General features: G+C 44.2%; 28 protein-coding genes. 7 read left to right on the top strand and 21 right to left on the bottom strand.

All coding sequences use genetic code 11. From position 1 onward, the window contains the following. Positions 1-250 precede the first annotated feature (250 nt). Together fdhF and ACQVGS_RS07600 are read left to right on the top strand one after the other, a co-directional pair. A complete protein-coding gene (fdhF, locus tag ACQVGS_RS07605) occupies positions 251-3,193 on the top strand; it encodes a formate dehydrogenase subunit alpha (protein WP_305934510.1) in 2,943 nt (980 codons plus the stop codon). Between the two features lie 19 nt (positions 3,194-3,212). Further along, positions 3,213-3,695 (top strand): helical membrane plugin domain-containing protein, encoded by a 483-nt coding sequence (locus ACQVGS_RS07600; RefSeq protein ID WP_010335090.1) that lies wholly within the window; start codon positions 3,213-3,215, stop codon positions 3,693-3,695. A gap of 33 nt (positions 3,696-3,728) precedes the next feature. On the opposite strand, the gene ACQVGS_RS07595 is transcribed toward ACQVGS_RS07600, so the two are convergent. The 5 genes from ACQVGS_RS07595 to ACQVGS_RS07575 form a co-directional block, all read right to left on the bottom strand. Continuing rightward, a complete protein-coding gene (locus ACQVGS_RS07595; RefSeq protein ID WP_010335091.1) occupies positions 3,729-3,959 on the bottom strand; it encodes a YrhC family protein in 231 nt (76 codons plus the stop codon). An 84-nt stretch (positions 3,960-4,043) separates the two neighbouring features. Then, on the bottom strand, positions 4,044-5,183 hold the full coding sequence (locus tag ACQVGS_RS07590) for a bifunctional cystathionine gamma-lyase/homocysteine desulfhydrase (protein ID WP_491831317.1): 1,140 nt from the start codon (positions 5,181-5,183) through the stop codon (positions 4,044-4,046). A gap of 1 nt (position 5,184) precedes the next feature. After that, the gene (locus tag ACQVGS_RS07585; protein WP_101864608.1) at positions 5,185-6,108 is read right to left on the bottom strand and encodes an O-acetylserine dependent cystathionine beta-synthase; all 924 of its coding nucleotides are present in this window, start codon (positions 6,106-6,108) and stop codon (positions 5,185-5,187) included. Positions 6,109-6,169: 61 nt separating this feature from the next. After that, a complete protein-coding gene (gene mtnN / locus ACQVGS_RS07580; RefSeq protein ID WP_024122292.1) occupies positions 6,170-6,865 on the bottom strand; it encodes a 5'-methylthioadenosine/S-adenosylhomocysteine nucleosidase in 696 nt (231 codons plus the stop codon). A 20-nt stretch (positions 6,866-6,885) separates the two neighbouring features. Continuing rightward, positions 6,886-7,527 (bottom strand): class I SAM-dependent methyltransferase, encoded by a 642-nt coding sequence (locus ACQVGS_RS07575; RefSeq protein ID WP_024122293.1) that lies wholly within the window; start codon positions 7,525-7,527, stop codon positions 6,886-6,888. Positions 7,528-7,719: 192 nt separating this feature from the next. Here ACQVGS_RS07575 and ACQVGS_RS07570 point away from each other — a divergent pair, with 192 nt between their 5' ends. Then, entirely contained in the window at positions 7,720-7,923 is a 204-nt protein-coding gene (locus ACQVGS_RS07570; protein WP_024122294.1) for a YrzA family protein, read from the top strand. A 34-nt stretch (positions 7,924-7,957) separates the two neighbouring features. Here the strand turns inward: ACQVGS_RS07570 and ACQVGS_RS07565 are convergent, their stop codons facing one another. The 13 genes from ACQVGS_RS07565 to ACQVGS_RS07505 form a co-directional block, all read right to left on the bottom strand. Beyond that, positions 7,958-8,659, bottom strand: coding sequence for a YrrS family protein (locus ACQVGS_RS07565; protein ID WP_106020180.1), 702 nt, complete (start codon positions 8,657-8,659; stop codon positions 7,958-7,960). A 64-nt stretch (positions 8,660-8,723) separates the two neighbouring features. After that, positions 8,724-10,478 (bottom strand): peptidoglycan D,D-transpeptidase FtsI family protein, encoded by a 1,755-nt coding sequence (locus tag ACQVGS_RS07560; protein WP_491831313.1) that lies wholly within the window; start codon positions 10,476-10,478, stop codon positions 8,724-8,726. 53 nt (positions 10,479-10,531) lie between these two features. Then, positions 10,532-11,005: a transcription elongation factor GreA gene (gene greA, locus ACQVGS_RS07555; RefSeq protein WP_491831311.1), complete on the bottom strand. Its 474-nt coding sequence runs from the start codon at positions 11,003-11,005 to the stop codon at positions 10,532-10,534. 248 nt (positions 11,006-11,253) lie between these two features. Further along, a complete protein-coding gene (gene udk / locus ACQVGS_RS07550) occupies positions 11,254-11,889 on the bottom strand; it encodes a uridine kinase (RefSeq protein WP_010335100.1) in 636 nt (211 codons plus the stop codon). Positions 11,890-11,895: 6 nt separating this feature from the next. Beyond that, a complete protein-coding gene (locus ACQVGS_RS07545; RefSeq protein WP_044154332.1) occupies positions 11,896-13,164 on the bottom strand; it encodes a peptidase U32 family protein in 1,269 nt (422 codons plus the stop codon). Positions 13,165-13,182: 18 nt separating this feature from the next. After that, a complete protein-coding gene (locus ACQVGS_RS07540; RefSeq protein WP_095714640.1) occupies positions 13,183-14,112 on the bottom strand; it encodes a peptidase U32 family protein in 930 nt (309 codons plus the stop codon). A gap of 5 nt (positions 14,113-14,117) precedes the next feature. Further along, complete coding sequence (locus tag ACQVGS_RS07535; RefSeq protein ID WP_024122299.1) at positions 14,118-14,771, bottom strand: O-methyltransferase; 654 nt, start codon at positions 14,769-14,771, stop codon at positions 14,118-14,120. A 151-nt stretch (positions 14,772-14,922) separates the two neighbouring features. Then, positions 14,923-16,005, bottom strand: a complete 1,083-nt coding sequence (mltG, locus tag ACQVGS_RS07530; RefSeq protein WP_151174394.1) for an endolytic transglycosylase MltG — start codon at positions 16,003-16,005, stop codon at positions 14,923-14,925. Between the two features lie 127 nt (positions 16,006-16,132). After that, positions 16,133-16,414 (bottom strand): DUF1292 domain-containing protein, encoded by a 282-nt coding sequence (locus ACQVGS_RS07525; RefSeq protein WP_010335105.1) that lies wholly within the window; start codon positions 16,412-16,414, stop codon positions 16,133-16,135. Positions 16,415-16,431: 17 nt separating this feature from the next. After that, a complete protein-coding gene (gene ruvX, locus ACQVGS_RS07520) occupies positions 16,432-16,848 on the bottom strand; it encodes a Holliday junction resolvase RuvX (RefSeq protein WP_024122301.1) in 417 nt (138 codons plus the stop codon). A 7-nt stretch (positions 16,849-16,855) separates the two neighbouring features. Then, positions 16,856-17,122: an IreB family regulatory phosphoprotein gene (locus ACQVGS_RS07515; protein ID WP_003225903.1), complete on the bottom strand. Its 267-nt coding sequence runs from the start codon at positions 17,120-17,122 to the stop codon at positions 16,856-16,858. Positions 17,123-17,206: 84 nt separating this feature from the next. Then, positions 17,207-19,843: an alanine--tRNA ligase gene (gene alaS, locus ACQVGS_RS07510; RefSeq protein WP_151174395.1), complete on the bottom strand. Its 2,637-nt coding sequence runs from the start codon at positions 19,841-19,843 to the stop codon at positions 17,207-17,209. A gap of 332 nt (positions 19,844-20,175) precedes the next feature. Further along, positions 20,176-21,237: an AI-2E family transporter gene (locus tag ACQVGS_RS07505; RefSeq protein WP_024122303.1), complete on the bottom strand. Its 1,062-nt coding sequence runs from the start codon at positions 21,235-21,237 to the stop codon at positions 20,176-20,178. A gap of 223 nt (positions 21,238-21,460) precedes the next feature. Between ACQVGS_RS07505 and ACQVGS_RS07500 the strand changes: the two genes are divergently transcribed. From ACQVGS_RS07500 to ACQVGS_RS07485, 4 genes are all read left to right on the top strand, one after another. After that, positions 21,461-22,189: an amino acid ABC transporter ATP-binding protein gene (locus ACQVGS_RS07500; protein WP_024122304.1), complete on the top strand. Its 729-nt coding sequence runs from the start codon at positions 21,461-21,463 to the stop codon at positions 22,187-22,189. A gap of 22 nt (positions 22,190-22,211) precedes the next feature. Further along, positions 22,212-23,033: a transporter substrate-binding domain-containing protein gene (locus ACQVGS_RS07495; protein ID WP_024122305.1), complete on the top strand. Its 822-nt coding sequence runs from the start codon at positions 22,212-22,214 to the stop codon at positions 23,031-23,033. A gap of 63 nt (positions 23,034-23,096) precedes the next feature. Continuing rightward, positions 23,097-23,747: an amino acid ABC transporter permease gene (locus tag ACQVGS_RS07490; RefSeq protein ID WP_106020183.1), complete on the top strand. Its 651-nt coding sequence runs from the start codon at positions 23,097-23,099 to the stop codon at positions 23,745-23,747. A gap of 16 nt (positions 23,748-23,763) precedes the next feature. Further along, positions 23,764-24,420 (top strand): amino acid ABC transporter permease, encoded by a 657-nt coding sequence (locus tag ACQVGS_RS07485; RefSeq protein WP_106020184.1) that lies wholly within the window; start codon positions 23,764-23,766, stop codon positions 24,418-24,420. A 33-nt stretch (positions 24,421-24,453) separates the two neighbouring features. Here the strand turns inward: ACQVGS_RS07485 and ACQVGS_RS07480 are convergent, their stop codons facing one another. From ACQVGS_RS07480 to ACQVGS_RS07470, 3 genes are read right to left on the bottom strand one after another with little or no spacing between them, the layout of a single operon-like run. Next, a complete protein-coding gene (locus ACQVGS_RS07480; RefSeq protein ID WP_024122308.1) occupies positions 24,454-24,585 on the bottom strand; it encodes a YrzQ family protein in 132 nt (43 codons plus the stop codon). A 21-nt stretch (positions 24,586-24,606) separates the two neighbouring features. Next, entirely contained in the window at positions 24,607-24,798 is a 192-nt protein-coding gene (locus ACQVGS_RS07475) for a YrzR-like zinc ribbon domain (RefSeq protein ID WP_010335110.1), read from the bottom strand. A gap of 11 nt (positions 24,799-24,809) precedes the next feature. Next, a complete protein-coding gene (locus ACQVGS_RS07470) occupies positions 24,810-25,334 on the bottom strand; it encodes a PRC-barrel domain-containing protein (RefSeq protein WP_151174396.1) in 525 nt (174 codons plus the stop codon). Positions 25,335-25,378 lie beyond the last annotated feature (44 nt).

Raw genomic sequence — 25,378 nt, 5'->3', positions numbered from 1 at the left:
TTGGTTAAAATTTTCCTGTCATATTGTATTATAATAAATATCACTTTATAATAAAAGCAGTGTTGATGGATTTGTAATAGGATCTTGTTATGAGTCTATCGGTTTATAAAAATCAAGGATTGGTCTGTTAGTAAGACTTGCTAGTGAACTATTCCGCCATGTGTGTTTACACCTTCTGTGAATGAAAGACAGGTGTATCTATACATGGCTTTTTTGACTTCTTGAAAGAAAGATGGAGGGGAATATGAATATGATGGACGATAAGTCGATCAGTGTCCGCGTTGACGGAACAGAAATTCAAGCACGAGCAGGGGCCACAATTTTAGATATTTTAAATGAAAATGGGATTGAGTATCCGCAAATCTGCCACGTCCCAGAGGTTGATCCGATTCAAACATGCGATACATGCATTGTAGAGGCAGACGGCAAGCTGGTTCGTTCATGCTCTACGGTCGCTGAAAACGGAATGTCAATTGATCTTTCGGGAAATCGGGTGAAAGAGGCACAAACCGAAGCAATGGACCGCCTTCTTGAAAATCATTTGCTGTATTGTACAGTTTGCGATAATAACAATGGGAACTGTACACTGCATAATACAGCGGAAATGATGGGGATCGAGCATCAAAAATACCCTTATACGCCAAAAGAAGATCCGTCTTGTGCGGTTGATATGTCTCACCCGTTTTACCGATATGATCCAAACCAATGCATCGCCTGCGGCCAGTGTGTTGAGGTGTGTCAGAACCTTCAAGTCAATGAAACACTCTCTATCGACTGGGAACGCGAACGTCCGCGGGTTATTTGGGATGAAGGAGTTTCAATCAATGAATCTTCTTGTGTCAGCTGCGGCCAATGTGTCACGGTTTGTCCGTGTAATGCACTGATGGAAAAATCAATGCTTGGCCAGGCTGGCTTTATGACGGGCATCAAGCAGGATGTCATGGAACCAATGATTGACCTTGTCAAAAATGTTGAACCGGGGTACAGCAGCATTTTTGCCATTTCTGAAGTTGAAGCGGCAATGCGTGAAACGAGAACGAAAAAAACCAAAACGGTATGTACGTTCTGCGGCGTCGGCTGTTCCTTTGAAGTATGGACAAAAGGCCGGGATATCTTAAAGATCCAGCCTGTTTCCGATGCTCCGGTTAACGCGATTTCTACATGCGTGAAAGGAAAATTCGGCTGGGATTTCGTCAACTCTGAAGAACGGATTACAAAGCCTTTAATCCGTAAAAACGGGGCTTTTGTTGAATCATCTTGGGAAGAAGCCCTCGATCTAGTCGCAAGCAGATTAGGTGCAATTAAAGAGACATACGGCAAAGGCTCTGTCGGATTCATTTCTTCTTCTAAAATTACGAATGAAGAAAACTATGTCATCCAAAAATTAGCGCGTCAGGTATTTGAAACAAATAACGTCGATAACTGCTCTCGCTACTGTCAGTCTCCTGCTACAGACGGGTTGTTCCGTACGGTCGGCATGGGCGGTGACGCCGGCACGATTAAAGATATTGCCAAGGCCGGACTCGTCATCATCGTCGGCGCCAATCCGGCTGAAGGACATCCGGTGCTTGCAACACGGGTCAAACGTGCACACAAGCTCCATGGACAAAAATTAATCGTTGCCGACCTGCGGAAAAATGAGATGGCTGAGCGGTCTGATCTGTTCATCAGTCCTAAACAAGGTACAGACCAAGTATGGCTGATGGCCGTTACGAAATATATGATCGACCAAGGCTGGCATGATCAAGCGTTTATTGATGAGAACGTGAATTACTTTGAAGATTATAAAGAAACGCTTAAAACCTATACGCTTGATTATGCGGAACGCATCACAGGCCTTTCTAAAGAAAACATCATTCGAATTGCCGAAATGATTCGTGACGCTGACGGCACTTGTGTTCTTTGGGGAATGGGTGTTACTCAAAATACGGGCGGCTCTGATACGTCAGCAGCGATTTCGAACCTGCTTCTGGCAACAGGCAACTACCGCCGTCCGGGTGCCGGCGCTTATCCTCTGCGCGGACACAATAACGTTCAAGGCGCTTGCGACATGGGGACATTGCCAGGCTGGCTTCCGGGATATCAGCATATTACAGATGACGAAGCACGCGCCAAATTTGAAAAGGCTTATGGTGTGGAGATTGAAGGAAAACCAGGTTTAGACAATATTCAAATGCTTCATTCCATTGAAGAAGGCAAGATGAAGGCCATGTACCTTGTTGGTGAAGATATGGCACTGGTCGATTCGAATGCGAACCATGTGCATGATATTTTATCAAGCCTTGATTTCTTCGTGGTTCAGGACATTTTCCTGTCGAGAACGGCTCAATATGCCGATGTCGTCTTGCCTGCCACTCCATCTCTTGAGAAAGATGGAACGTTTACCAATACAGAGCGCCGTGTGCAGCGATTGTATCAAGCGCTTCCGACACTTGGAGACGCGAAACCGGATTGGTGGATTATTCAAGAGGTGGCAAACCGCTTAGGAGCCGGATGGAGCTACAGCCATCCAAGCGACATTTTCTCTGAAATGGCGAGTCTTTCTCCTCTATTTGGAAAAGCCAGCTATGAGGTGCTTGAAGGCTGGAACACCTTCCTATGGGGCAGCTTCACAGGTGAAAGCACGCCGCTTCTGTATGAAGACGGATTTAATTTCCCAGACAAGAAAGCCCGTTTTGCACTGTCTGATTGGACTGAACCTGCCGCTTTCCCTGAGGAATATGATCTTCACATCAATAACGGCCGGATGCTTGAGCATTTCCATGAAGGAAATATGACAAATAAATCGAAAGGCATTCAATCCAAAGTGCCGAATGTATTCGTCGAAGTATCGCCGGAGCTTGCACAGGAGCGCGGCATTTGTGACGGTTCACTGGTTCGCCTCGTTTCTCCGTTCGGAGCTGTTAAATTAAATGCGCTCATTACTGACCGTGTGCGAAAAAATGAACTCTACCTGCCGATGAACTCGACAGACAAGGATTCAGCGATTAACTTCCTGACAGGGCCTGCGGCTGATAAACGCACGAACACGCCTGCTTACAAACAAACGAAGGTTCGCATGGAGGTGCTTGGAGGCTGCGAAAGCGCACCGCTTCCTAAAACAAATCCGCGCAACAAGAAACGGAATCCGCAAAACGGCGTCGAGGCAGAAAGAAAATGGAACCGTCCGGGTTATGTCCATTTGACTGATTAAATGAAAGGGGGAAACGAAAATGGCCACTCCGATTACAACGATCAAAAAAGAAACAAAAACAGCGGAGCAAATCAAGCTTGAGAAAATCGAGGAGCTGAAGGAGCTGCTGACGGAAAATGAGGATGCCGTCTCGAAAACCATGACGTTAATGAGTGAACTTAATGAGCTTGGCATCTTTGATGCAGCAGCAAGCATGCTGAGGGCGAAAGAAGACATCGCCAAAATCGCGCTTGGCCAGGTATCTCGCGAGCCTGTCACAAACCTCATCAACACGATGATGGCGGCTGGAGGCGCTTTGACAAAGGCTGATCCTGCGTTTACAGGCAAGCTTTTAGAAAGCGTAATGGCGGGAACCGAACAGGCGCAAAGCTTTTTAAAAGAAGACAAGAAAGTCGGCATTCTCGATCTTTTAAAAGCGATGAACGACCCTGATATTAACAGAGCAGTCGGCTTCGGCCTTCAGTTTTTAAAAGGCATGGGAAAAGAGCTGCGGGAAGAATAACAAAAAAACAGCCATCAGTTGATGGCTGTTTTTTTATTCGTCGGCTTCTTCCAAGCGCTTCTTATATACAAGTGAACGGTCGGCGCAAAAGAAAGCGCCGGCTAAAAACACGCAATCCGTCATAAACATAACTGATTTCTGGCCTAACGTTAAGCCCTGATCAGGAAGAACCGCGCCTATATATAAAAAAGTGCTGACTGCAAGCAAGGTAAAAGCGAAATGCTTGTAGTCTTCTTTTAATGATTTCATTCTATTCTTCTTCATAAAAGAATCACCTGCCAGATTCATAGTATACGACTATTATAATATACTCTGGCAGCTTACAGAGAAAGTAAATCTATCCATTTGTTATAAAATGTTAAGAGCCTGCTCGATATCTTCCAGCAAATCCTCCCCATCCTCTATTCCCACAGAGATTCTGATCAAGCCGTCCGTAATGCCGAGTTCAAGCCGGCGCTCTCTCGGAATAGAAGCATGTGTCATTCTAGCCGGAACAGAAATTAAGCTTTCTGCAGCGCCCAGGCTTTCTGCAATTGTAAACAGCTTAAGTTTGCCTAAAAAGGCATCCACTCGCTCTTCACTGCCAATATCAAAGGAGATCATGCCTCCAAAGCCTGATCCTTGAGATTTCGCAAGCTTATGTCCCGGATGGTTTGGAGAACCAGGGTAATATAACGTTTGAACAGCAGGATGCTGCTCAAGAAAGCTTGCGATTTTCCGCGCGTTTTGATCGATTGCTTCCATTCTGAGCCCCAGTGTTTTGATCCCTCTCATTAACAGCCATGAATCCTGAGGGCCGAGCACGCCGCCTGTTGAATTTTGCACAAAATGCAGCTCTTCTCCAAGCTCTTTCGAAGCTGTAATAACTAAACCGCCGACAACATCACTGTGCCCGCCGAGATATTTAGTCGCACTGTGAAGTACGATATCAGCGCCTAAAGTAAGCGGCTGCTGAAAATATGGTGTATTAAAGGTGTTGTCTACGATTAGAAGAACCCCCGCTTTTTTCGCAATATCTGCCATCAGTGATAAATCGGTGATTTTGAGAAGCGGATTTGTCGGTGTCTCAATATAAATTGCCTTTGTATTGGGACGAATCGCTTTTTCGACTTCTTCTCTGCTGCTTGTATCCACAAAAGTTGATTCAATGCCGAGACGGTTAAGCACTTTTGTCATCACTCGATATGTCCCGCCGTACACGTCATCAGTCAAAACCACATGGTCTCCGCTGTTAAACAGCATCATAACAGCTGTAATTGCAGCCATTCCTGAGCTGAACGCATAACCTGCTTCCCCGGCTTCGAGCTCTGTCACAAGCGTTTCCAGTGCAGTTCTTGTCGGGTTGGCCGTTCTTGAATATTCATAGCCGGTATGCTGCCCTGCTTTTGGCTGCTTGTACGTGCTCACTTGATATATCGGAACGGAAACAGCTCCTGTTTTCTCATCACCTGTGATCCCGCCATGTACCATCAATGTTTTTTTCTTCATATCAGATGCCTCCTTCGTATATATGTTTGCTGATATACCGATCACTGCTGTCTGGGAATACTGTGACAATATTTGTTCCGGCAGACGATTTTTTCGCTTCCTCCAATGCCGCATAAAGCGCTGCACCAGAAGAGCTTCCGATCAGCAGGCCCTCTTTTTCAGCCGCTTCTTTCACAAGTCTAAAAGCATTCTCATCTGTTACCGTATATATTTCATCAAAATGGCTTTGATCCATATAGTCAGGGATAAACTCCATGCCGATCCCTTCTGTTTTATGAGCATAAGGCTCTCCGCCGTTTAATATGGAGCCTTCCGGTTCGACAATCACTGTTTTGACTGCGGGATGTTTTTCTTTTAAGAAGGATGCTGTTCCCGCGAATGTGCCTCCTGATCCTGCCCCCGCGACAAACGTATGAATATTGCCGTCAAGCGCTTTCCATATTTCAGGCCCAAGAGTCTTATAGTAAGTCGATGGATTTACTCGGTTTTTAAATTGCAAAACACAATAGGAATTATCAATTTCCCTCTCCAGCTGTATCGCTTTTTGAATGGCTCCCTGCATTCCGTCTTTACGCGGCGTATGCACGATTGACGCTCCTAGCGCCTGCATAATTTGCTGCTTTTCTTTGCTGAAATGTTCCGGAACACAGAAAATGGCTTTTAAACCATGTTTTCTGGCGTTAAGGGCAAGCCCGATACCTGTATTTCCGGCCGTTGCCTCTATAATGACTCCCCCGGGCTTCACTTTGCCTGAATCCAGGGCGTCACGAATCAGCATATCTCCCAGTCTGTCTTTTATGCTTCCGCCAGGGTTCATCATTTCCAGCTTGGCATATACAGCCACTCCTTCAGGAATATCAAAATTCTTCAAGCGGAGAAGCGGTGTATTCCCAATCAGCTCCGTAATGTCCGTAATAACTGTCATATATGTCCTCCTCCTTGATAGAGGTTGTTTTAGAGAAAACGGAGGAGAACACTCCCCCGTTTTAATGAATTCGTTTGATCACTTTTAACACAAGCTCTGTTGAGTGAACAGCGGCCTGCTCTAAAAATTGGTCAAATGATACATGTGATTCTTTTCCTGCGATATCAGATAATGCTCTGATCACAACAAACGGCGTTTTAAACTGGTGGCACACTTGAGCGACTGCCGCTGCCTCCATTTCAACCGCATACAGATCAGAAAATCTCGCACGCACCTCTTCGACCCGCTTCGGATCATTCATAAAAGAATCACCTGTTGCGATCGTTCCTTTTGCAACTTGAATGCCGTCAAGCTCAGAAATCGCTTCTTCAGTAATGCTGATCAGCTTTTCATCTGCGGCGTAAGCAGCCGGAAGGCCTGGCACCTGTCCGTATTCATAATCAAAGGCCGTTACATCTACATCATGATGGCGAACGTCAGTAGAAATGACGACGTCTCCCACATTCAGTGTATGATGAAATCCGCCCGCTGAGCCTGTGTTAATCACATAATCAGGCTTGTAGCGATCAAGCAGAAGTGTCGTGCTGATCGCAGCATTCACTTTTCCGATTCCTGATTTTAAAAGAATGACTTCAGTTCCTTCATATTGGCCTGTTGTAAATTCACAGTGCGCGATCGTTTCTGTTTTTGCATTTTCCAGTTTGTTTCTTAGGATGGTTACTTCCTCTTCCATTGCTCCGATGACTGCTAGTTTCATCTATACACATTCCCTTCACTTTACCGTTTGATCGCCTCCATTATCCACACGAAGTCGTTTTGCTGAATGAATTGGACTGCAAAACCTTCAGCTGTAAACATCTCTTTCATCGTTTCCAATGTGGGATAATGCTCTGTCTTTAAATCATTCGCCAGCTGATAGAAGCCCTGAGAACGTGCTTTATCAATGGCTTGATTATACGCTTCCTCGTGTTCAAAGACAGTATCGGCAAACACTATTTTATCATGCATGTGAAGGTATTTGCCATATTGCTTTATTGCGGCTCGTTTTTCTTCGTCAGTCAAATGATGAAAAGCATATGAACTGACAATCGTGTCAGCCTGAAATGGCGGTTCAGGGAATGTCAGGAAGTCTCCGTCAACAATTTCCGCCCTGCCGCGAAGCTTGTCAGATGCTAACTTGCGCATCGCCGGAGACGGCTCGACTCCAAATACAGATTTCCCCGCTTCAAGCAGTTTCGCTGTCAAGTTGCCGGTCCCTGGCCCAAATTCTAATACACGAATCCCTGACCGGCTGACAATGGCATTCAAAATATCATCATAGCCTCTGAACGCCTCTTTATACTGAATATCAAAACCTTGAACTGTTTGATCGTAAGTTGCGGCCCAATCCTCAAAAAGAGGGATAAATTCACGTCCCATAGTTGTCACACTCCATATTTTATAATTCCTATAAGCATACTATGAATTAATGATGGAACAGTTCCTATCTTACCATATCTTCTTGAAAGTAGGTACTAAAACACTTTGTGTTTTTTATCCAGTCATATATTGCGCGTACAGCGTAAAAAGGCTTATACTTCATATGACTTGTAAAGGCGGAGGGGTCGAAAGATGAATTTTCAATTGGATCTGATTAAAGACAAAGTAGAATTTTTCGAAGCGGCATCATTGCAGGAGCTTGAAAAGAAAATCAACACACAAATTGAAAACAATAAAGCAATCATGCTGCGTGTGAAATCTGTCTCGCATCAAACTGCTGTGGCAGACGGAAAATTTTTTTACAGCGCCGTTGTTCATTTTGCGGCTGAGGTGTAAAACAAAAGCAGCCGAAAGATTCGGCTGCTTTTGTTTATTTTAATTTTTCTACTTTTGTCGGCTTCCAGCCTTTTTCATCAACCCATGTAATCGTTACTTGATATTTCTCTCCGCTCGTTTTATCTAAAATCTTACCTTTGGCATCCTGAGGGCTGCCGTTATTTCCGAGCCAGAGCACGGTCATGTTATCTGTTGAAACACCGGTTGCATATGATATGGCTTTCAGCATCTCAGCCCAGTCTTGTGAGCTTGAGTCATAAGTGGCGGCATGCTCGCCCTTCTGCTCAGTTCCGACTGCTTTCCAGTCAGGATTTTCATACGTTTTTTCCACATCACTTGATGAGCCGCCTTCTGTGACTTTTGCGTCTTTAAGCGGGTCATCTGAATTTGAGTCTGAATCTGAATCTGAGTCATCACTTTTAGAAGAATCATCTTTTTTGGAATCTGAATCTGCGTCAGAAGATTTCTCAGAATCCTTTTCGCTGTCAGATGTATCTTTCTTACTGTCTTTTATATCCTCATCCGATTTCTTTTCCGTCTTTCCTGAAGCCGGAGATTCCTGTTTTTGCGCCGTTTCAGAATCCTTGCTGACATCTTTGCTAGAAGGACTGTTAATGAAGAGATTGGCTGCTACTACAACAATTAGAATAGATACGATTGCGATTAAGATGTTAAGCACTAAATTAGCTTTCCTGCGCTTATCACGGTTTTCATAACGAGATTGATTATTGCTCAATAATTCTGCACTCCTTTATCCCTCTTGGCTCAGCATATATTTTACCATGTGCTGAGAAGTTGTTCTATTTCTGATTGATTTCAATTTCGTGTACTTTTTTAACAATATCATAAAACACCGAATTTGTCAGAGCCTTATCCCCCGGCGTATCCATGTGCAATACGACAAGCGCGTATTTCGGCTTATCCGCGGGAAAATACCCGGAAAACCATTTTTCATAAAGCGTTTCTTTATCTTTTGAAAGCTTGCCTGTCTGGGCGGTGCCTGACTTCCCTGCTACAGTATACGAGAGATCCTGAAACCTTCTGCCCGTTCCGGAAGGAGATTCCACCACCCGCCGCAGCATTTTTTGAAGCTGCTGTGCCGTATATTTGTCTATTGTTTCTCCTTTAAGCTTCTGATCTTTAAACTTGACGAGCGTTGTGCCGTTTTTGTATTCAATCTGCTCTGCGATTTTCACCTGCCGCTTTTCACCGCCGCGGGCGATTGTCGCCATCATATTAGCTACCTCAAGCGGTGTTACCTTTACATTTTTCTGCCCGATCGCTGTTTGCGCAATTGCTTTTTTGACTGATTTGTCTTTTTCATCCCCCCAAATCACGCCGCTTTTTTCATTATAGAATTGGCGGAAATCTGACTCGTGGTACAGTTTTCCTTCCCAGCCTGCCCGATCTGTAAGGGACAGCTTTTCTGACATGTCTTCAATGACGGAATGGTCTTTCTTCATTAATTGTTCGGCAAGACTGGTAAACGTGTAATTGCAGCTTTGCGCGAAACTTTCTTCAAAGGACAGGGTTCCTTTATCGTCTCCCGGTTCGCCGTACAGGTTTAAATTACAATTAAAGGTTTGACTCGGCTTTACCGCGTTATGCTCAATCGCAGCTGCCGCTATCACAGTTTTAAAAACGGAGCCGGGATAGATTGGCGTCAGCATATAATTTTGAAGCGTGTTTTGTCTGGACACATCGGCATCCGGTTTGCTTACGATGCCCAACACACTGCTCTTTTCGATGTCCAGCAGCACCGCTCCTCCTTTTTTCAGCCCCTGATCATCTAGTATGCCTTCTATCGCTTTTTGAATGCTTTGATCAATCGTTGTTTTGACTTGGAGCGGATAAAATGAGTTGGCCTCAGCTGTATATTTGACGTCCATGCCGAACAAAGGGTTTCCTTTTCCGTCCACATGATACAAAAGCTTCGTGTCCTGTTCCGGGAGCAAAAACTCATCAAATGTCCGTTCTAAACCAGTTGTGCCGATTTTCGTTTTAATCGGCAGGTTTTCCTTTTCAGGATACTTATTGCGGAGAAGCGCCGGATCTTGATTGGTTGTGCCTATCGTATGCGAGGCAAGACTGGGCTTGTCTTCATTCTCCATATATACGCCGTAAATGCCAGGATATTTCAAAGAATTGATTTTTGTGATAGATTCCTTCGAAAGTGTTTTGATTTTCTTTTGATGTAAAATAACTGGTTTTTTCGATTTTGCAAGAGTCTGATGCAAATCATCTTCAGACATGCCGAGAATCTCTGCGACTTTTTTAATCGGCCAGTCCTGCGTTAACAGAAAAGGGAACAAGACAACCGCAGGCTCGCTTGTCCCAGTCAGCGCTTGGCCGTTTCGATCTAAAAACGATCCTCTGCCGTCAGAAATGAGCACTTCCTCCGTCCGCTGATTAACACTTTCCTGTATTAAATTAATTTTCTTTTTCGAAAATGATTCTGTGAAAAACAGCTGGATTTCCGCGAGCCTCAGCAAAAGCAGAAAAAACACGATTAAAAAAGCCAGAACAGCCAGCTTCATTCGTTTCGATAACTTCATAAAAAAACACCTCACCCACATTGTGGACGAGGTGTTTCTTTGCTAAACGGATATTATGAAATTTTCATAATTTTCACGAGCATTTCTCCGCCCGGTGTCTGAACTGTGACTTCATCATCTACTTTTTTGCCAAGCAGGCTTTTAGCGATCGGCGAGTCGTTTGAAATTTTCCCTTCAAACGGATCAGCTTCAGCGCTTCCGACGATTGTATAAGATTCTTCATCACCATCAGGCAGTTCGACGAAAGTGACGGTTTTACCTAAACCGACAACGTTAGAGCCGCCGTCATCTTCAATGATTTTCGCATTGCGGATCATATTCTCAAGAGTCGTTACACGGCCCTCTACGAATGCCTGCTCTTCTTTCGCTGAGTCGTATTCAGAGTTTTCGGAAAGATCCCCGAAACTTCTCGCGATTTTGATGCGCTCTACTACTTCTTTTCGTTTAACCGTTTTCAAATATTCTAATTCTTGTTCAAGTTTTTGTTTTCCTTCTACAGTCATAGGAAAAACTTTCTCTTGTGCCATGTCCCTTCACTCCTTCTGGTTGTCCCTCAACATCTTCGATTATGTATGAGAGCATAAACTAAAATACAAGAATGAGAACACAGGGCAGTCCTCGTTCTTCTCTCCCATATTGGTACTGTTTATCTTAAACTGAATCTTGTGGTTCTGCAAATATTTCGCGTTTATAAACAGGGAAAGAAGGGAATTTACACATCCCCTTCCTGCCTATACATAATATGGTCAGAGTTATTTATGTCTATGCTATGGTATTACAAAATCGCGTTTTGTTCAAGAATGGTTTGAATTTTTGTGACCATCAGATCAATTGCAACGTGATTTTGTCCGCCTTCCGGGATAATAATATCAGCGTATCGCTTTGTCGGCTCAACGAATTGATTGTGCATCGGGCGGACAACAGACACATATTGTTCAATGACAGAATCAATAGAGCGCCCGCGCTCATTAATATCTCTCATAATCCGTCTGATGATGCGCAAGTCAGCGTCTGTGTCAACGTAAAGCTTGATATCCATCAGGTCGCGCAGCCTTTTATCTTCAAGAACAAGAATGCCTTCAAGAATAATCACGTCTTTCGGCTCTACGTGAACCGTTTCTTCTGACCGTGTGTGAAGCTTATAATCGTAAATCGGCTTTTCAATCGGACGGTAATTCAATAGGTCTTGAATATGCTCGATTAAATAGTCATTATCAAACGCAAGCGGATGATCATAGTTTGTATTCAGCCTTTCTTCAAATGGAAGATGGCTTTGGTCTTTATAATAGAGGTCTTGCTGGATCATTAAAATCGAGTGCCCTTTGAATTGTTCATAAATTGAACGTGTTACACTCGTTTTTCCTGAACCGGAACCTCCTGCGATTCCAATGACTACTGGACTCTTACCCATGGGTGATTACTTCCCCTTTCTCATCATGTTGCTCGGATAAATCTTTTTGTCTAATTTGAATTTGACAATTTGCAGGGGATGGCGGGCAGCGTCTAGCTCATTTCCGTCTTCGTCCCAAATGGTTTCAATCGTATGTGTAAAGTTTTCGATTTCCGGACCGAAAAATTCTACTTCGTCGCCTTTTTTGAAGAAATTGCGCTGCTGAAGAGTGACCATTTGTGTATCCTCATCATAATTCAGCACTAAGCCGACAAAATCAAATGTTGTTTTTTTGCCGTGTTCGCCAAACATTTGCTCTTCATAGCCTGGTGTTCCTTCGAAGAAAGCTGTCGCAGTGTCACGGTTGGCGCATTTATCAAGCTCTTCCAGCCATTCTTTTTGAATCACAAAGTTATCGGGATCAGCGCAATAAGCGTCAATCACTTTACGATACACGCTGACAACTGTCGCTACGTAGTGAATGGATTTCATCCGTCCTTCAATCTTTAAGCTGTCGATGCCCATTTCAATCATTTTCGGAATCGACTCAATCAGCTTCAAGTCTTTCGGACTCATTGCAAACGGAGCATCTTCTTCACTGTATAAAGCAACGGCATTGGCCCCGTCGGTTTGATATAAATCATAATCCCAGCGGCATGACTGGCAGCAGCCTCCGCGGTTGGAATCGCGGGCTGTCATGTGATTGCTCAGGACACAGCGGCCGGAGTATGCAATACACATCGCGCCGTGAATAAAGGATTCAATTTCGATATCTACTTTTTCTTTCATTTCTCTGATTTCGAGCGCGCTTGTCTCACGGGCCAGCACCACACGGTCAAGCCCTTCTTCCTTCCAGAACTGAACAGCCTTCCAGTTGGAGAGAGATTGCTGCGTGCTCAAATGAACCTCAACGTGAGGCGCTACTCTGCGGCAGGTTTCGATAATAAGCGGATCTGCCACAATGATGCCGGCAACATTGGCGTCACCGAGAGCTTTTAAATAATCTTCAAGCCCGTCAATATTCTCATTGTGGGCAAAAATATTTGTCGTGACGTAAATTTTCGCGCCGTATTTTTTCGCAAATTCCACGCCCTCTGCGATTTCTTCAATCGTAAAGTTATCCGCATTCGAACGAAGCCCGTATTCCTGCCCTCCGATAAAGACGGCATCCGCTCCGTAATGTACAGCAATTTTCAGCTTTTCAAGATTCCCCGCAGGCGCGAGAAGCTCTGGCTTTTTCGTAATCACACGCTTACCATCAACTATTTTAGAAATCTTATCATTTACGGCAGTCATAGCGTAACCTCCTTTTCATTAATAAACCGTTTCTTTAAAGAAGAAGCCGGTATCTATTTTTCTGTTTACTGGCTGAATGTTTTCAATACGTTCGATCCAGTCTTCTTTTTTCGCTTCGTAATCGTCACGGTTTTCCGCACACAGATCAATCGCTTCTCTGTACATGCTGGTGACTTCCACTAAGTATTCAGATGATTTCAGAACACCGTCGATTTTGAAAGAATCGACTCCCGCATCTATCAGCTCTTCAAGTTCATCAATAATGCACACATCGTTCGGGCTCATGATATGTGTGCCGTTCTCATCTTCGAAAATCGGATATTTATTATGGCGTTCCTTATCATGCAGGAACATGCCGGATTCTTTTTTCTTTCTTTCAATGTCCATGACTTTGCCTTGGTATTCGAAATAGTTTCCGATCAAGGAACGCTTCGACTGGAACATGCAGGTCATTCCATGCACCTGGACTTCAATTTCAACTTCTGCGTTTTCTTTGATCTCAACAATGCTGTCCATATTTAATTCTCTGGCAAGCACAGATCGAGCTGCGCCTTTACGTCCCCAGTAGTTGCATGTATAATAGTTGGTTCCTGTCGTTTCTGTGCTCCAATGAAGCTTCAGCTCCGGCGCTGATTCACGTGCAGCCATAAGAACGGCAGGATCGCCGAATACAGCCGCATCAACGCCCGTTTCCGCTAAGAAAGCGAGATAATCGCCAAGTTCTCCCACTTTATCGTTATGAAAAATTCCATTTACGGCAACGTATACTTTTGCTCCTTCGTTATGGGCAATGTCTACCGCTTTCGTTACATCCTCACGGGAAAATTCCCCCGCTAATCTCAGACCGTATCTCTGTTCCCCAACTAAAAACGCAGTTGCCCCCGCCTGAATCAGCGGCAAAATGTCTGCCGTACTTGTCGGTGTGACTAAGAGCTCTGGCTTTTTCATGACGTTCACCTCTTCTTTTTACTGATCGCAAGCCCGTCCCCAACAGGGATAATCGCAGTTTGATAATCCGGATGATTCATCAGCCAATGATTATACTCATCGATTTTTGATACCAGCCTGCGCCTTCTTTTTGGTTCTATTTTGCTGTAATCCTCTGCCACCAGACCTTTAAACAGCACGTTGTCTGTTAAAATCACCCCGTCTGGCGAAAGCATCGGTTCATATAAGTGAAAAAAGTTTTGATATTGACCTTTAGCAGCATCAATGAAAATCACATCATATGGCGCTGTGACATGAACGGCTTCTGCTAATTCGAGCGCGTCCCCGTAAAACACATGGATTCGGTCATCAAGCTGAAAATCCTTTATGTTGTTAACAGCTTCCTCATGGCGTGTCTCATTGCGTTCAATCGTATATATTTCTGCAGACGGCAGTGCCAGCGCCATTCGAATGGCCGAGTAACCGATAGCCGTTCCGATCTCCAGTATTTTCTTCGCCTGTTTGACAGACAAAATTTGGAGCAGCACTTCTATGCCCGCTTTTTCCATAATCGGAACATGATGTTCTTCCGCATATGCTTCCAGTTTCCTCACGTTATCCGGCTGAGGCTTCAATAATGCTTCTATATAGTCATTTATTTGTTCATAGCGGTCTGTCACAACAAACAGCCTCCCGTTCTAAAAAGGAGTGCCCCAGTCTTTGACACAGGACACTCTCTGAGCACAACTTGTATACGTTAGTAAACAACCCGATATATTTTATCATAAAACCTTGCGGAATGCGAATAAAAGGAGAGCTTTTGCTCTCCTTTTATTTCTGATTTTTTGCCGAAATATATTTTTCTTTTGCTTTATTATGTTCTTTTAATGTTTTCGTAAATACGACCTCACCGTTTGATTTTGCTAAAAAGTACAGATAGTCCGTTTTATCCGGATGAAGCGCCGCTTCCCATGACGACATTCCGGCATTGGCAATCGGTCCTGGCGGCAGACCGGTGTTTTTATACGTATTGTACGGCGAATCGATTTCAAGGTCTTTATATAGCACCCGGTCTTTATGCTTGCCAGCCGCGTACAAGACGGTCGGATCGGTCTGAAGCGGCATCTTCTTTTTCAGCCTGTTATAAAAGACGCTGGAAATTTTATGGCGATCGGCTTTTTCAGTCGCTTCCTCTTCGATCAAAGAAGCCATCGTCAGCAGCTTATGCACAGAAAGCTTTTCTTTCTTCATTTCTGTTTTGTATGTCTTCACATAAGAATCTGTCTGTTTCATCATCTCAGTTATGATATTCTCAAGCGACGTATCCGGATCGTGGAATGGATATGTAGCCGGGAATAGGTATCCTTCCAGCGGATGCTTTATATTTTTCTGAAAAACATCGTTTGTAACGGTGTCCGGAAATTCCTTTTTCAGCTGATTGATAAACGTTTTATCGTCCAGCTTTGCCATGACCTGTTTTTTTGAGTATTTCGTTTCCTCCGCAATGGCTGTGGCGATCTGTGTCAGCTGTTTCCCCTCAGGCACCGTGATTTGAAAGGCGTAGCTTGTTGCTCCGCTTGTCAGCTTCTTGATAATGGCATCCAGATCCATTCCTTTGTTCAGATGGTAGTACCCGGCTTGGAATCCGGAAGCTTTTTTATATTTTACATAGTACTGAAATGCCTTTTCACTTTTTATGACATTGTTTTCCTTCAAAATCGATGCGATCGCAGATACAGACGATCCGCTCGGAATGTTAATATTAACTGTCGTTTTATTGTTTTTTTCAACAGGTTCCAGCAGTGATTTCCCATATAAAAATGCTCCGCCTATGATGAGAAGCAGCACAATAATGGAAGACAGTACAATTCTTTTTTTATTTAAAAATGATTTTTTTTGCTGATTAATATACATAAGGTCTCCTCCCATCAGCTTTTATACTACATGATTCATGCTGTTTCGGCAATTTATTACAAAAAAAGTCTCTTTATAAGCAGAAAAAAAGCCGGAGCAGTATAGGCTCCGGCTTTTGGCGCGGTTTTTACTCTTCGTCTTCTTCCGCTAAAAACGTGTTTAATGTCTCTTCTATCATATCCCATTCTTCATCGGTTTCGATCGGGAATAGTTCGCCGTCTTCACCATCTTCGTTTGGCGTAAAGCTGGAAGCAAGAATTTCTACTTCTTCGTCATTCTTTGTTTCAATTGGGTAGTACAACACATAAGATTTGCCAAACTCTTCGTTTTCAAATGTAAACAGCACTTCGCAAAGCTGTTCATTTCCTTGATCGTCAACAATTGTAATATTTTTTTCGCCGTGTTCCATTATATTCACCTCTGGCTTTAATTTAAGCTGTCAAGATATCCTTGCAGAATCATAACAGCCGCCATTTTATCAATGACTTTTTTTCGTTTCTGCCTGCTGACATCAGCGGCAATCAGCATTTTTTCAGCCGCCATTGTGGTAAGACGCTCGTCCCACAGCACAACAGGAACATTGTACGTGGTTTCAAGCACTTTCGCAAATGTTTGGCTGGCTTCACCTCTCGGGCCGACTGTTCCATTCATGTTTTTAGGAAAGCCGAGCACGATCTTATCTATAGTATAGTCTTTTGTCAGTTCAGATAAACGGGGTAATCCGTAATCGCCCTCTGCTTCATTTATCTTTATGGTCTCAATGCCTTGAGCAGTCCAGCCCATTTCATCGCTCAGAGCAACACCGAGTGTTTTGGTTCCTAAATCGAGCCCTAATATTCTCATTGTTTATTTACGCCTCTTTATGCTGTTCTAAATAAGACTTCACCAATTCCTCGATTAATTCGTCTCTTTCAAGTTTGCGAATTAAATTGCGAGCGTCACGATGCCTAGGAATATAAGCGGGATCACCTGACAGCAAGTATCCGACAATCTGATTGATTGGATTGTAGCCCTTTTCCTGAAGCGCGTCATACACGGTAATCAGCACCTCATTTACGTTAGTCTCGGCAGAATCATCGGAGAAATTAAATTTCATCGTTTTATCAAACGAGCTCACCGTTTTGCACCTCTTTCCCAAATTCGCAGGCAAAGTTCAGCCTGGGGTCCTAATCTTACCATCATTCTACACTACATGGGCAAATTATAAAACGGATTTCACCCAATCTTCTACAGAAGCCAATGCTTCTTCTAATTTTTCCGGCTGTTTGCCGCCCGCCTGTGCCATGTCCGGACGGCCTCCGCCGCCTCCGCCGCAAACTTCCGCGGCTTGTTTGACAAGCTTGCCGGCATGAAGGCCTTTCTCAATCAGATCCTTTGTAACACCGGCAGAAATATTGACTTTATCATTTTGCACAGCGCCAAGCACGATGACCGCAGAGCCGATTTTTGCTTTCAGTTCATCAACCATTGTGCGAAGATGGTTCATGTCTTTGGCGTTTACCTTTTCCGCAAGCACGCTGACACCATCAACTTCTTTTACTTTTGATAGAATCGCGCCTGCTTCAACGTTGCCGAGTTTCGCCAGAAGAGATTCATTTTCTCTTTGTTCTTCCTTCAGCTCAGCCTGCAGCGCAGCAACGCGCTTCGGCACTTCTTTGATATTTGTTTTCAGTTCGTCGGCAGTCTGCTTCAAAACTGAGATCTGGCTGTTCATTTCCACGTAAGCGCCTTGTCCTGTTACAGCTTCAATCCGTCTAGTGCCCGCTCCGATTCCAGACTCAGATACGATTTTAAATAAGCCGATTTCCGCTGTGTTGCTGACATGGCACCCGCCGCAAAGCTCAAGGCTGTAATCTCCGACTTGAACAACCCTTACAATATCACCGTATTTTTCTCCGAACAGAGCCATAGCTCCCATTTCTTTTGCTTCAGCGATCGGTTTCAGATCAATGCTGACCGGGATGCTTGCCCAAATCTTTTCGTTTACAATGACTTCAATTCGTTCGAGTTCTTCTTTTGTCACTTGCCCGAAGTGTGAGAAGTCAAAACGAAGGCGGTTTTCATTCACAAGGGAGCCCGCCTGATTGACGTGCGTTCCAAGAACATCCTTCAAGGCCTGGTGCAATAAGTGCGTTGCCGTATGGTTTTTAATCACGCCGCTTCTCATATGATCTTCAACCTCAGCTGTTACATGCATGCCTTTTTGAACGGTTCCGCTCTCGACAACACCTTCATGCACATGCTGGCCGTTCGGCGCTTTTTGCACATCTTTCACTTTTACCACTGCCTGCTCGCTGCGCAAAAAGCCTTTGTCGCCGATTTGACCGCCGCTTTCCGCATAGAAAGGTGTTTCGTCAAGAATGATCTGTACAGTTTCGCCTTCATGTGCTTCTTCAATTAACTGGCCGTCCTGCAGAAGCACAATCACATTGGCATCAGCCTTTGTTTGGGAGTAGCCGACAAATGTGCTTTCTTCTGTTACGTCGCGTAATGCGCCGCCCTGCACCTGCATGCTGCCGACATCCTGACGTGCATTTCTGGCCCGCTCGCGCTGCTGGTTCATTTCTTCTTCAAAGCCTTTATGGTCAACTGTCATGTTCTCATCTTCCGCATATTCTTCAGTCAGTTCAACCGGGAATCCGTACGTGTCGTAAAGTTTAAAGACATCCGCACCTGAAATGACGCTGCTGCCCTTATCTTTTTCCTTTTTGATCATTTCTGACAAGATGGCAAGTCCTTCATTCAGTGTTTCGTGGAAGCGTTCTTCCTCCGTTTTAATGACCTTCGAGATGAATTCTTCCTTCTCTTTTACTTCAGGGTAGAAAGCAGCCATGATCTCAGCAACAACCGGCACAAGATCGTACATGAACGGACGGTTGATGTTGATCGTTTTGGCATAACGCACAGCGCGGCGCAATAAACGTCTTAATACATAGCCGCGTCCTTCATTTGACGGAAGCGCCCCGTCACTGACAGCAAAAGCAACCGTTCTGATGTGGTCGGCGATGACTTTAAATGCAGTGTCTTTTACATGATCTTGGCCGTATGCTTCACCGGAAATCGTTTCTGTCGCTTTGATGATTGGAACAAACAAATCAGTATCAAAGTTTGTCGGGACATTTTGAATGACAGATACCATTCTTTCAAGCCCCATCCCTGTATCGATGTTTTTCTTCGGAAGCGGCGTATACGTGCCGTCCGGATTATGGTTGAACTCAGAGAATACAAGGTTCCATACTTCAAGATAGCGGTCATTTTCTCCCCCAGGATAAAGCTCCGGATCGTCAGGATCGTTCCCGTACGCTTCACCGCGGTCGTAGAAAATTTCTGTGTTTGGTCCGCTCGGCCCTTCGCCGATGTCCCAGAAGTTCCCTTCTAGGCGAATAATTCTTTCTTCCGGAACACCGATTTTTTTCGCCCAAAACTCATACGCTTCTTCATCTTCCGGATGAACTGTAACAGAAAGAAGCTCTTCGTCAAAACCAATCCACTTGTCACTCGTTAAAAATTCCCAAGCCCATGTGATCGCTTCTTCTTTAAAATAATCACCGATGGAAAAGTTTCCGAGCATTTCAAAGAATGTGTGATGGCGCGCGGTTTTACCCACATTTTCAATATCGTTTGTTCTGATTGCTTTTTGAGCGTTTACGATTCTTGGATTTTCCGGCACAACGCGGCCGTCAAAATATTTTTTCAGCGTCGCAACACCGCTGTTAATCCAAAGCAGTGAAGGATCTTCATGAGGCACTAATGACGCGCTCGGCTCTACAGCATGTCCTTTTTCTTTAAAGAAATCCAAAAACATTTGACGCACTTCAGCAGAAGTTAAGTGTTTCATTGTATTTCCTCCTCTATAAAAATCGAAATTCTCTTTAGTGACAGCAAAAAAGCCCTCCCCCTATGCAAACACACGTTTACACAGGGACGAGAGCTGTCTCGCGGTACCACCCTGATTACGGGCCTTATGATTCGCCCGTCACCTTTCATCCAATAACGCAGGATGTGCGGCAGCGATTAACTGCACTCAGGATTAGCTTCCTCCGATCTTCTGATAAAGCTCCTTTCAGCTTACGGAGCTTCTCTCTTTAACAGGGCTTCGGCGTACTCAGATCCGTCACTCGAGATTCGTATGTATTCTACGAGAAATTATAGACAAGCGGCACGCCAATGTCAATGCTCCGTCCGCATCCGCAGAAAATGGATCATCATTACTTTTAAAACAGCCGCAGCAGGCACTGCCAGTATCATGCCGACAATCCCCGCCAGCTCACCTCCGGCAAGAAGCGCAAGCATGATCACTACCGGGTGCATCTTGAGACTTCTGCCGACAATAAACGGACTGAGGACATTTCCTTCCAAAAATTGAAGTACAAACACCGTAATGACAACGACAAGAACGGCCTTCACAGAAATCGTCATTGCAATCAAAAGCGCAGGAACAGCGCCGATAAAGGGACCGAAGTACGGGATGACATTCGTAATACCCGAGATAAGACCCAGTATCAGCGGATACGGAAGGCCAAATATCCAAAATGTAATACCGGCTACGGCTCCGAGAATCAAGCAGACGAGCAGCTGGCCGCGAATGTAATCACCGAGAGAATCATCTACATCAAGCAAAAAAGCGCTGCCCCGCTTCCTCCACGACTTCGGCGTCAAATACCACACCGTTTTTTTCATCAATTCGATGTCCTTGACCATATAAAATACGAGAAAAGGAATCGTTGCCGCAATTAAGAAATAGTCGAGCACTTTACGGATTCCGCTAATTGCCCCTTCGATTGTGCCGGCGAAAAACGCCTCTGTCTGCCTAATCATTTTGTCTATGCGCTGATGCATGCCGTCCGGCCAGTCATCTGTATGGTTATGCACATGGAGAAGGAGCCCATTGTACGTCTCGGCAAACATAGGTATATTTTCTGACAGATCCGTCAGCTGCACGATTAGAACAGGCACACCTTTATATAATGCCCAGCCCAGTCCGCCAAAAAAAAGGACGTAAATCACCAAAATGCTTAAAGTCCTTGGCAAACCTTTGTCATGAAGCCACTCAGTGACCGGAAGTAATAAATAAGAAATAAAAATAGAAATGATCAAGGGAATAAAGATCGATTTTATGACGAGCCACAGGGGAGACCATAACATATCTAGCATACAAAAGACATAGACTGTTAACAGGACCAATAAACAAATGGCCACCCATAACAAAAGCTGCACCGGTTTCTGGAGCATCTGCTTTCACCTCTTCTATATCTTTTGAGGATTATAGGGAATTATTCTCTTATGTTTTCTTTACACCTACAAATGGAATGGATATTTTCCCACGCTTAATTTTCAGAAAAGTTCGACCCTTTTCGCACTAAGGTATGCATCATATCGTGTTGTTACTATCCTCAACCTTGTAAGTTAGTTACATTTACACATAACTATTGAAGTTTCTGTTAGGAGGATTGCGATGATCTCATTTCAAAATGTAAACAAGCATTACGGAGATTTTCATGTGCTAAAGCAGATTAACCTGCAAATCGAAAAAGGTGAAGTCGTCGTCATTATCGGCCCATCAGGTTCCGGAAAAAGCACTTTGCTCAGATGCATCAACAGGCTGGAGACGATTAACGAAGGAACACTTACCGTAAACGGCACAGTTATTAATGACAGAAAAACTGACATTAATAACGTACGGCGAAATATCGGAATGGTGTTTCAGCACTTTCATTTATATCCTCATAAAACCGTGCTGCAAAATATTATGCTGGCGCCCGTAAAAGTACTCGGACAATCCGCTGAACAAGCGAAGGAAACTGCGCTGTATTACCTTGAAAAAGTCGGAATCCCTGAGAAAGCTAACGCCTACCCTTCCCAGCTTTCCGGCGGGCAGCAGCAGCGTGTGGCTATTGCCCGGGGACTGGCGATGAAGCCGGAGGTCATGCTGTTTGACGAGCCGACATCGGCGCTCGATCCGGAAATGATCGGTGAAGTGCTTGATGTGATGAAGAACCTCGCCAAAGAAGGCATGACAATGGTTGTCGTGACGCATGAAATGGGGTTTGCGAGAGAAGTGGCGGATCGTATTGTCTTTATTGATGAAGGAAACATTCTGGAGGAAGCAGCACCGGCTGAGTTTTACGCAAACCCGAAGGAAGAACGGGCACGCCTATTCTTGAGCCGTATTTTAAATCATTAAAAAGAGAAATGGGGGAGTTTGTATGAAAAAGATTTTATCGTTAGCATTGATTTCTTTAATCGCTGTTGTCATGCTTGCTGCATGCGGAAGCAAGGGGTCAAACGGAGAAAGCGCAAAGGATAGCAAAAAAGATACATTAGCTGCCATTAAAGATCAAGACAAAATTGTTTTCGGTGTTAAAACCGACACCAGGCTGTTCGGCCTGAAAAACCCAAGCTCAGGTGATATCGAGGGATTTGACATCGACATTGCCAAACAAATCGCTAAAGATATTTTAGGCGACGAAAACAAAGCTGAATTTAAAGAAGTCACATCAAAAACAAGGATTCCGATGCTTCAAAACGGAGATATCGACGCCATTGTCGCAACGATGACGATCACTGATGAACGAAAAAAGGAAGTTGACTTTTCCGATGTCTATTTTGAAGCAGGCCAATCACTTCTCGTGAAAAAAGGCAGCAAGATCAAAAGTATTGAGGACCTTGGCAAAGGCTCGAAAGTTCTCGCTGTAAAAGGCTCCACTTCCTCTCAAAACATACGCGAAAAGGCGCCTGATGCGAGTGTATTAGAGTTCGAAAACTACACCGAAGCCTTTACAGCGCTGAAATCCGGTCAAGGCGATGCTCTCACAACGGATAATGCTATTTTATACGGAATGGCTGACGAGAATAAAAATTATCAATTAACAGGAGAACCATTCACGGATGAGCCATATGGAATTGCCGTAAAAAAAGGACAATCGGCTCTCGCAAAAGAAATTAACGCTTCTCTCGAAAAGATGAAATCGGACGGTAGATATGACGAGATTTATAAAAAATGGATTAAAGAAGAACCAGCTGAATAACGAACATCCCGGGGTGAGCAGGCGATGCTCATCCCGATTTTATAAGGAGAGTGAATAAAGCATATGAATGTGTCTATTCTATTCGATAACTTCGACATGTATATGGACGGTTTTTACCACACGCTGCTCGCAAGCCTGATCGCGCTGGCCGGCAGCTTTGCGCTTGGCGTTCTTGTCGCGGTGATGAGAATAACAGTATTTAAGCCCTTGCAATGGCTCGGGACGGCTTATGTCGAATTTATCCGCAATATCCCATTGCTTTTGATTACATTTGTCTTTTACTTTGGACTTCCAAATGCGGGTCTGAGGCTGGATGGATTCCAAGCGGGTACCGTTGCGCTCACAATTTATACGTCTGCTTTTATCGCAGAAGCCATCAGAGCCGGCATCCAGTCTGTTTCAAAAGGGCAAATGGAAACAGCAAGATCGTCAGGCTTTACCTACAGCCAGGCAATGATATATATCATTTTGCCCCAGGCGATCAAAATTGTGATCCCCCCCTTGGGCAATCAATTTTTAAACTTGGTCAAAAACTCGTCTATTCTCGGGGTTGTTGCCGGATTGGATCTCATGTATCAGGCGGATTTGGTGTCATCAAGCACGCTCGTCGTTTTTGATGTCTATATCTTTGTGGCACTCTTTTACTTAGTGCTGACGATACCGCTTAGTATCGGTGTTAACTATTTGGAAAAACGGCTGGAAAGAAGCTATTGATAAGGAGTGAAAAACATTGGATTTCATCGGAGCTTATTCATCTGAACATTTAGCTTTTTTATGGGACGGCTTTCTCGTCACACTGTACGTTGCATTTATTTCTATCTTTCTGAGCTTTTTTTTCGGGTTGATCGCAGGTACTCTCCGTTATGCGAAAATCCCAATTCTTTCTCAACTGATTGCCGTTCTCGTTGAAACGATCAGAAATCTCCCCTTATTATTAATTATTTTCTTTACGTTTTTCGCCCTGCCGGAAATCGGGATCAAACTTGAAATTACAGCTGCCGCTATTACAGCCTTAACAATCTTTGAATCCGCCATGCTTTCTGAAATCATACGGAGCGGCCTGAATTCAGTTGACAAAGGGCAGATTGAAGCGGCGCGTTCCTCCGGTCTTAGCTATACACAGACACTTTTCTCTATTGTGATGCCTCAGGCGCTTCGCCGGATGGTTCCGCCGATCGTAAGCCAGTTTATTTCTTTATTAAAGGATACATCGCTAGCTGTTGTGATTGCCCTGCCTGAGCTTATTCATAACGCGCAGATTTTAAACGGGCAAAGCGCTGACGGCAGTTATTTTTTCCCGATTTTTCTGCTGGCGGCATTGATGTATTTTGCAGTCAATTACAGTCTTTCACTTGCAGCCAGACGCCTAGAGGCACGGCAGACATAAAAAGGATACTCTAAAGAGAGTATCCTTCATTCCTTAAAACATCTTCATCATTCTTTTTCTCATCCGCTTCATGCTTCGATTATTCAGCATGTCAGATTGAGTTGCCATTCGGTACACGAGAGCCCCGGCTCCCAGCGCCAAAAGAGAAGTCATTGTCCGATTCATCCTGCGCATCTCCTTTCGTTATTAAAAATTGATGCTGCGTTCATCCTCAGAAAACAAATCATCCAGGCTGCTTAGCGTTCCGTCTTCTTCCACTTGATGAGTTTCAATCTTCCCTTTGACCACTGTCAGCTCAATGAAACAGCCCCAGCAATAATATTGGTTCACGCCGATTTTCCCGATATCCTTACTTTTGCAGTTCGGGCATATAAGCATATCTCACACCTCTATCCGTTCAGAACGATCTCGTCTTTCCGCACCTCTACAAGCGAATCCGCTCTTTGGATCTGGCGTTTGCACCCCGCCAGGTCAGAAAAGAAACCGTCCGAGAGTTCATATGCTACGATTATGCCCTTGTCCAAACAAAAGTATACATCTTCCAGCATCCCCAAAATATCACCCTCTTGCGATTTCACGAGCTTCATTTTCATCTGCTCATATGTGAAGCATGATTTCGGAAGAGGCAAAAGCTGTTCTGAATTGACTGCGGCCAATATCCGGTCATGAAGAATGCAACTGATATCACATGCTCGTAAAAGCGCATGATGGTTATGAAAAAGACGTTTTTGTTCAAGAATAAATCCAAGACAATTTCCTTCAAGAGAAAAACAAATATCAGAAATCGTCCCAAGATAAAAAGAAGTTTGTTCTGAATATACAGGAAAACCTTCTACCTCATGGCATGTTCTCAAAGTGTGATCAACCACCTTTTGTTGAACAGGCTTAGGTTTTGCTTTTCGCCTTTGACACATACGATGAAATCACTTCCACCCCCAATGAAAAAAGCTCCCGCAAA

This window comes from Bacillus sp. SD127 (assembly GCF_058566445.1).
This window is presented reverse-complemented; position numbering and strand designations above follow the sequence as displayed.

What these genes read in the sequence shown, in the direction of transcription:
- fdhF (WP_305934510.1), top strand. Translation starts at nt 251, where the DNA reads ATGATGGACGATAAGTCGATCAGTGTCCGCGTTGACGGAACAGAAATT.
- ACQVGS_RS07600 (WP_010335090.1), top strand. Translation starts at nt 3,213, where the DNA reads ATGGCCACTCCGATTACAACGATCAAAAAAGAAACAAAAACAGCGGAG.
- ACQVGS_RS07595 (WP_010335091.1), bottom strand. Translation starts at nt 3,959, where the DNA reads ATGAAGAAGAATAGAATGAAATCATTAAAAGAAGACTACAAGCATTTC.
- ACQVGS_RS07590 (WP_491831317.1), bottom strand. Translation starts at nt 5,183, where the DNA reads ATGAAGAAAAAAACATTGATGGTACATGGCGGGATCACAGGTGATGAG.
- ACQVGS_RS07585 (WP_101864608.1), bottom strand. Translation starts at nt 6,108, where the DNA reads ATGACAGTTATTACGGACATTACGGAGCTGATTGGGAATACACCGCTT.
- mtnN (WP_024122292.1), bottom strand. Translation starts at nt 6,865, where the DNA reads ATGAAACTAGCAGTCATCGGAGCAATGGAAGAGGAAGTAACCATCCTA.
- ACQVGS_RS07575 (WP_024122293.1), bottom strand. Translation starts at nt 7,527, where the DNA reads ATGGGACGTGAATTTATCCCTCTTTTTGAGGATTGGGCCGCAACTTAC.
- ACQVGS_RS07570 (WP_024122294.1), top strand. Translation starts at nt 7,720, where the DNA reads ATGAATTTTCAATTGGATCTGATTAAAGACAAAGTAGAATTTTTCGAA.
- ACQVGS_RS07560 (WP_491831313.1), bottom strand. Translation starts at nt 10,478, where the DNA reads ATGAAGTTATCGAAACGAATGAAGCTGGCTGTTCTGGCTTTTTTAATC.
- greA (WP_491831311.1), bottom strand. Translation starts at nt 11,005, where the DNA reads ATGGCACAAGAGAAAGTTTTTCCTATGACTGTAGAAGGAAAACAAAAA.
- udk (WP_010335100.1), bottom strand. Translation starts at nt 11,889, where the DNA reads ATGGGTAAGAGTCCAGTAGTCATTGGAATCGCAGGAGGTTCCGGTTCA.
- ACQVGS_RS07545 (WP_044154332.1), bottom strand. Translation starts at nt 13,164, where the DNA reads ATGACTGCCGTAAATGATAAGATTTCTAAAATAGTTGATGGTAAGCGT.
- ACQVGS_RS07540 (WP_095714640.1), bottom strand. Translation starts at nt 14,112, where the DNA reads ATGAAAAAGCCAGAGCTCTTAGTCACACCGACAAGTACGGCAGACATT.
- mltG (WP_151174394.1), bottom strand. Translation starts at nt 16,005, where the DNA reads ATGTATATTAATCAGCAAAAAAAATCATTTTTAAATAAAAAAAGAATT.
- ACQVGS_RS07525 (WP_010335105.1), bottom strand. Translation starts at nt 16,414, where the DNA reads ATGGAACACGGCGAAAAAAATATTACAATTGTTGACGATCAAGGAAAT.
- ruvX (WP_024122301.1), bottom strand. Translation starts at nt 16,848, where the DNA reads ATGAGAATATTAGGGCTCGATTTAGGAACCAAAACACTCGGTGTTGCT.
- alaS (WP_151174395.1), bottom strand. Translation starts at nt 19,843, where the DNA reads ATGAAACACTTAACTTCTGCTGAAGTGCGTCAAATGTTTTTGGATTTC.
- ACQVGS_RS07505 (WP_024122303.1), bottom strand. Translation starts at nt 21,237, where the DNA reads ATGCTCCAGAAACCGGTGCAGCTTTTGTTATGGGTGGCCATTTGTTTA.
- ACQVGS_RS07500 (WP_024122304.1), top strand. Translation starts at nt 21,461, where the DNA reads ATGATCTCATTTCAAAATGTAAACAAGCATTACGGAGATTTTCATGTG.
- ACQVGS_RS07495 (WP_024122305.1), top strand. Translation starts at nt 22,212, where the DNA reads ATGAAAAAGATTTTATCGTTAGCATTGATTTCTTTAATCGCTGTTGTC.
- ACQVGS_RS07490 (WP_106020183.1), top strand. Translation starts at nt 23,097, where the DNA reads ATGAATGTGTCTATTCTATTCGATAACTTCGACATGTATATGGACGGT.
- ACQVGS_RS07480 (WP_024122308.1), bottom strand. Translation starts at nt 24,585, where the DNA reads ATGAATCGGACAATGACTTCTCTTTTGGCGCTGGGAGCCGGGGCTCTC.
- ACQVGS_RS07475 (WP_010335110.1), bottom strand. Translation starts at nt 24,798, where the DNA reads ATGCTTATATGCCCGAACTGCAAAAGTAAGGATATCGGGAAAATCGGC.
- ACQVGS_RS07470 (WP_151174396.1), bottom strand. Translation starts at nt 25,334, where the DNA reads ATGTGTCAAAGGCGAAAAGCAAAACCTAAGCCTGTTCAACAAAAGGTG.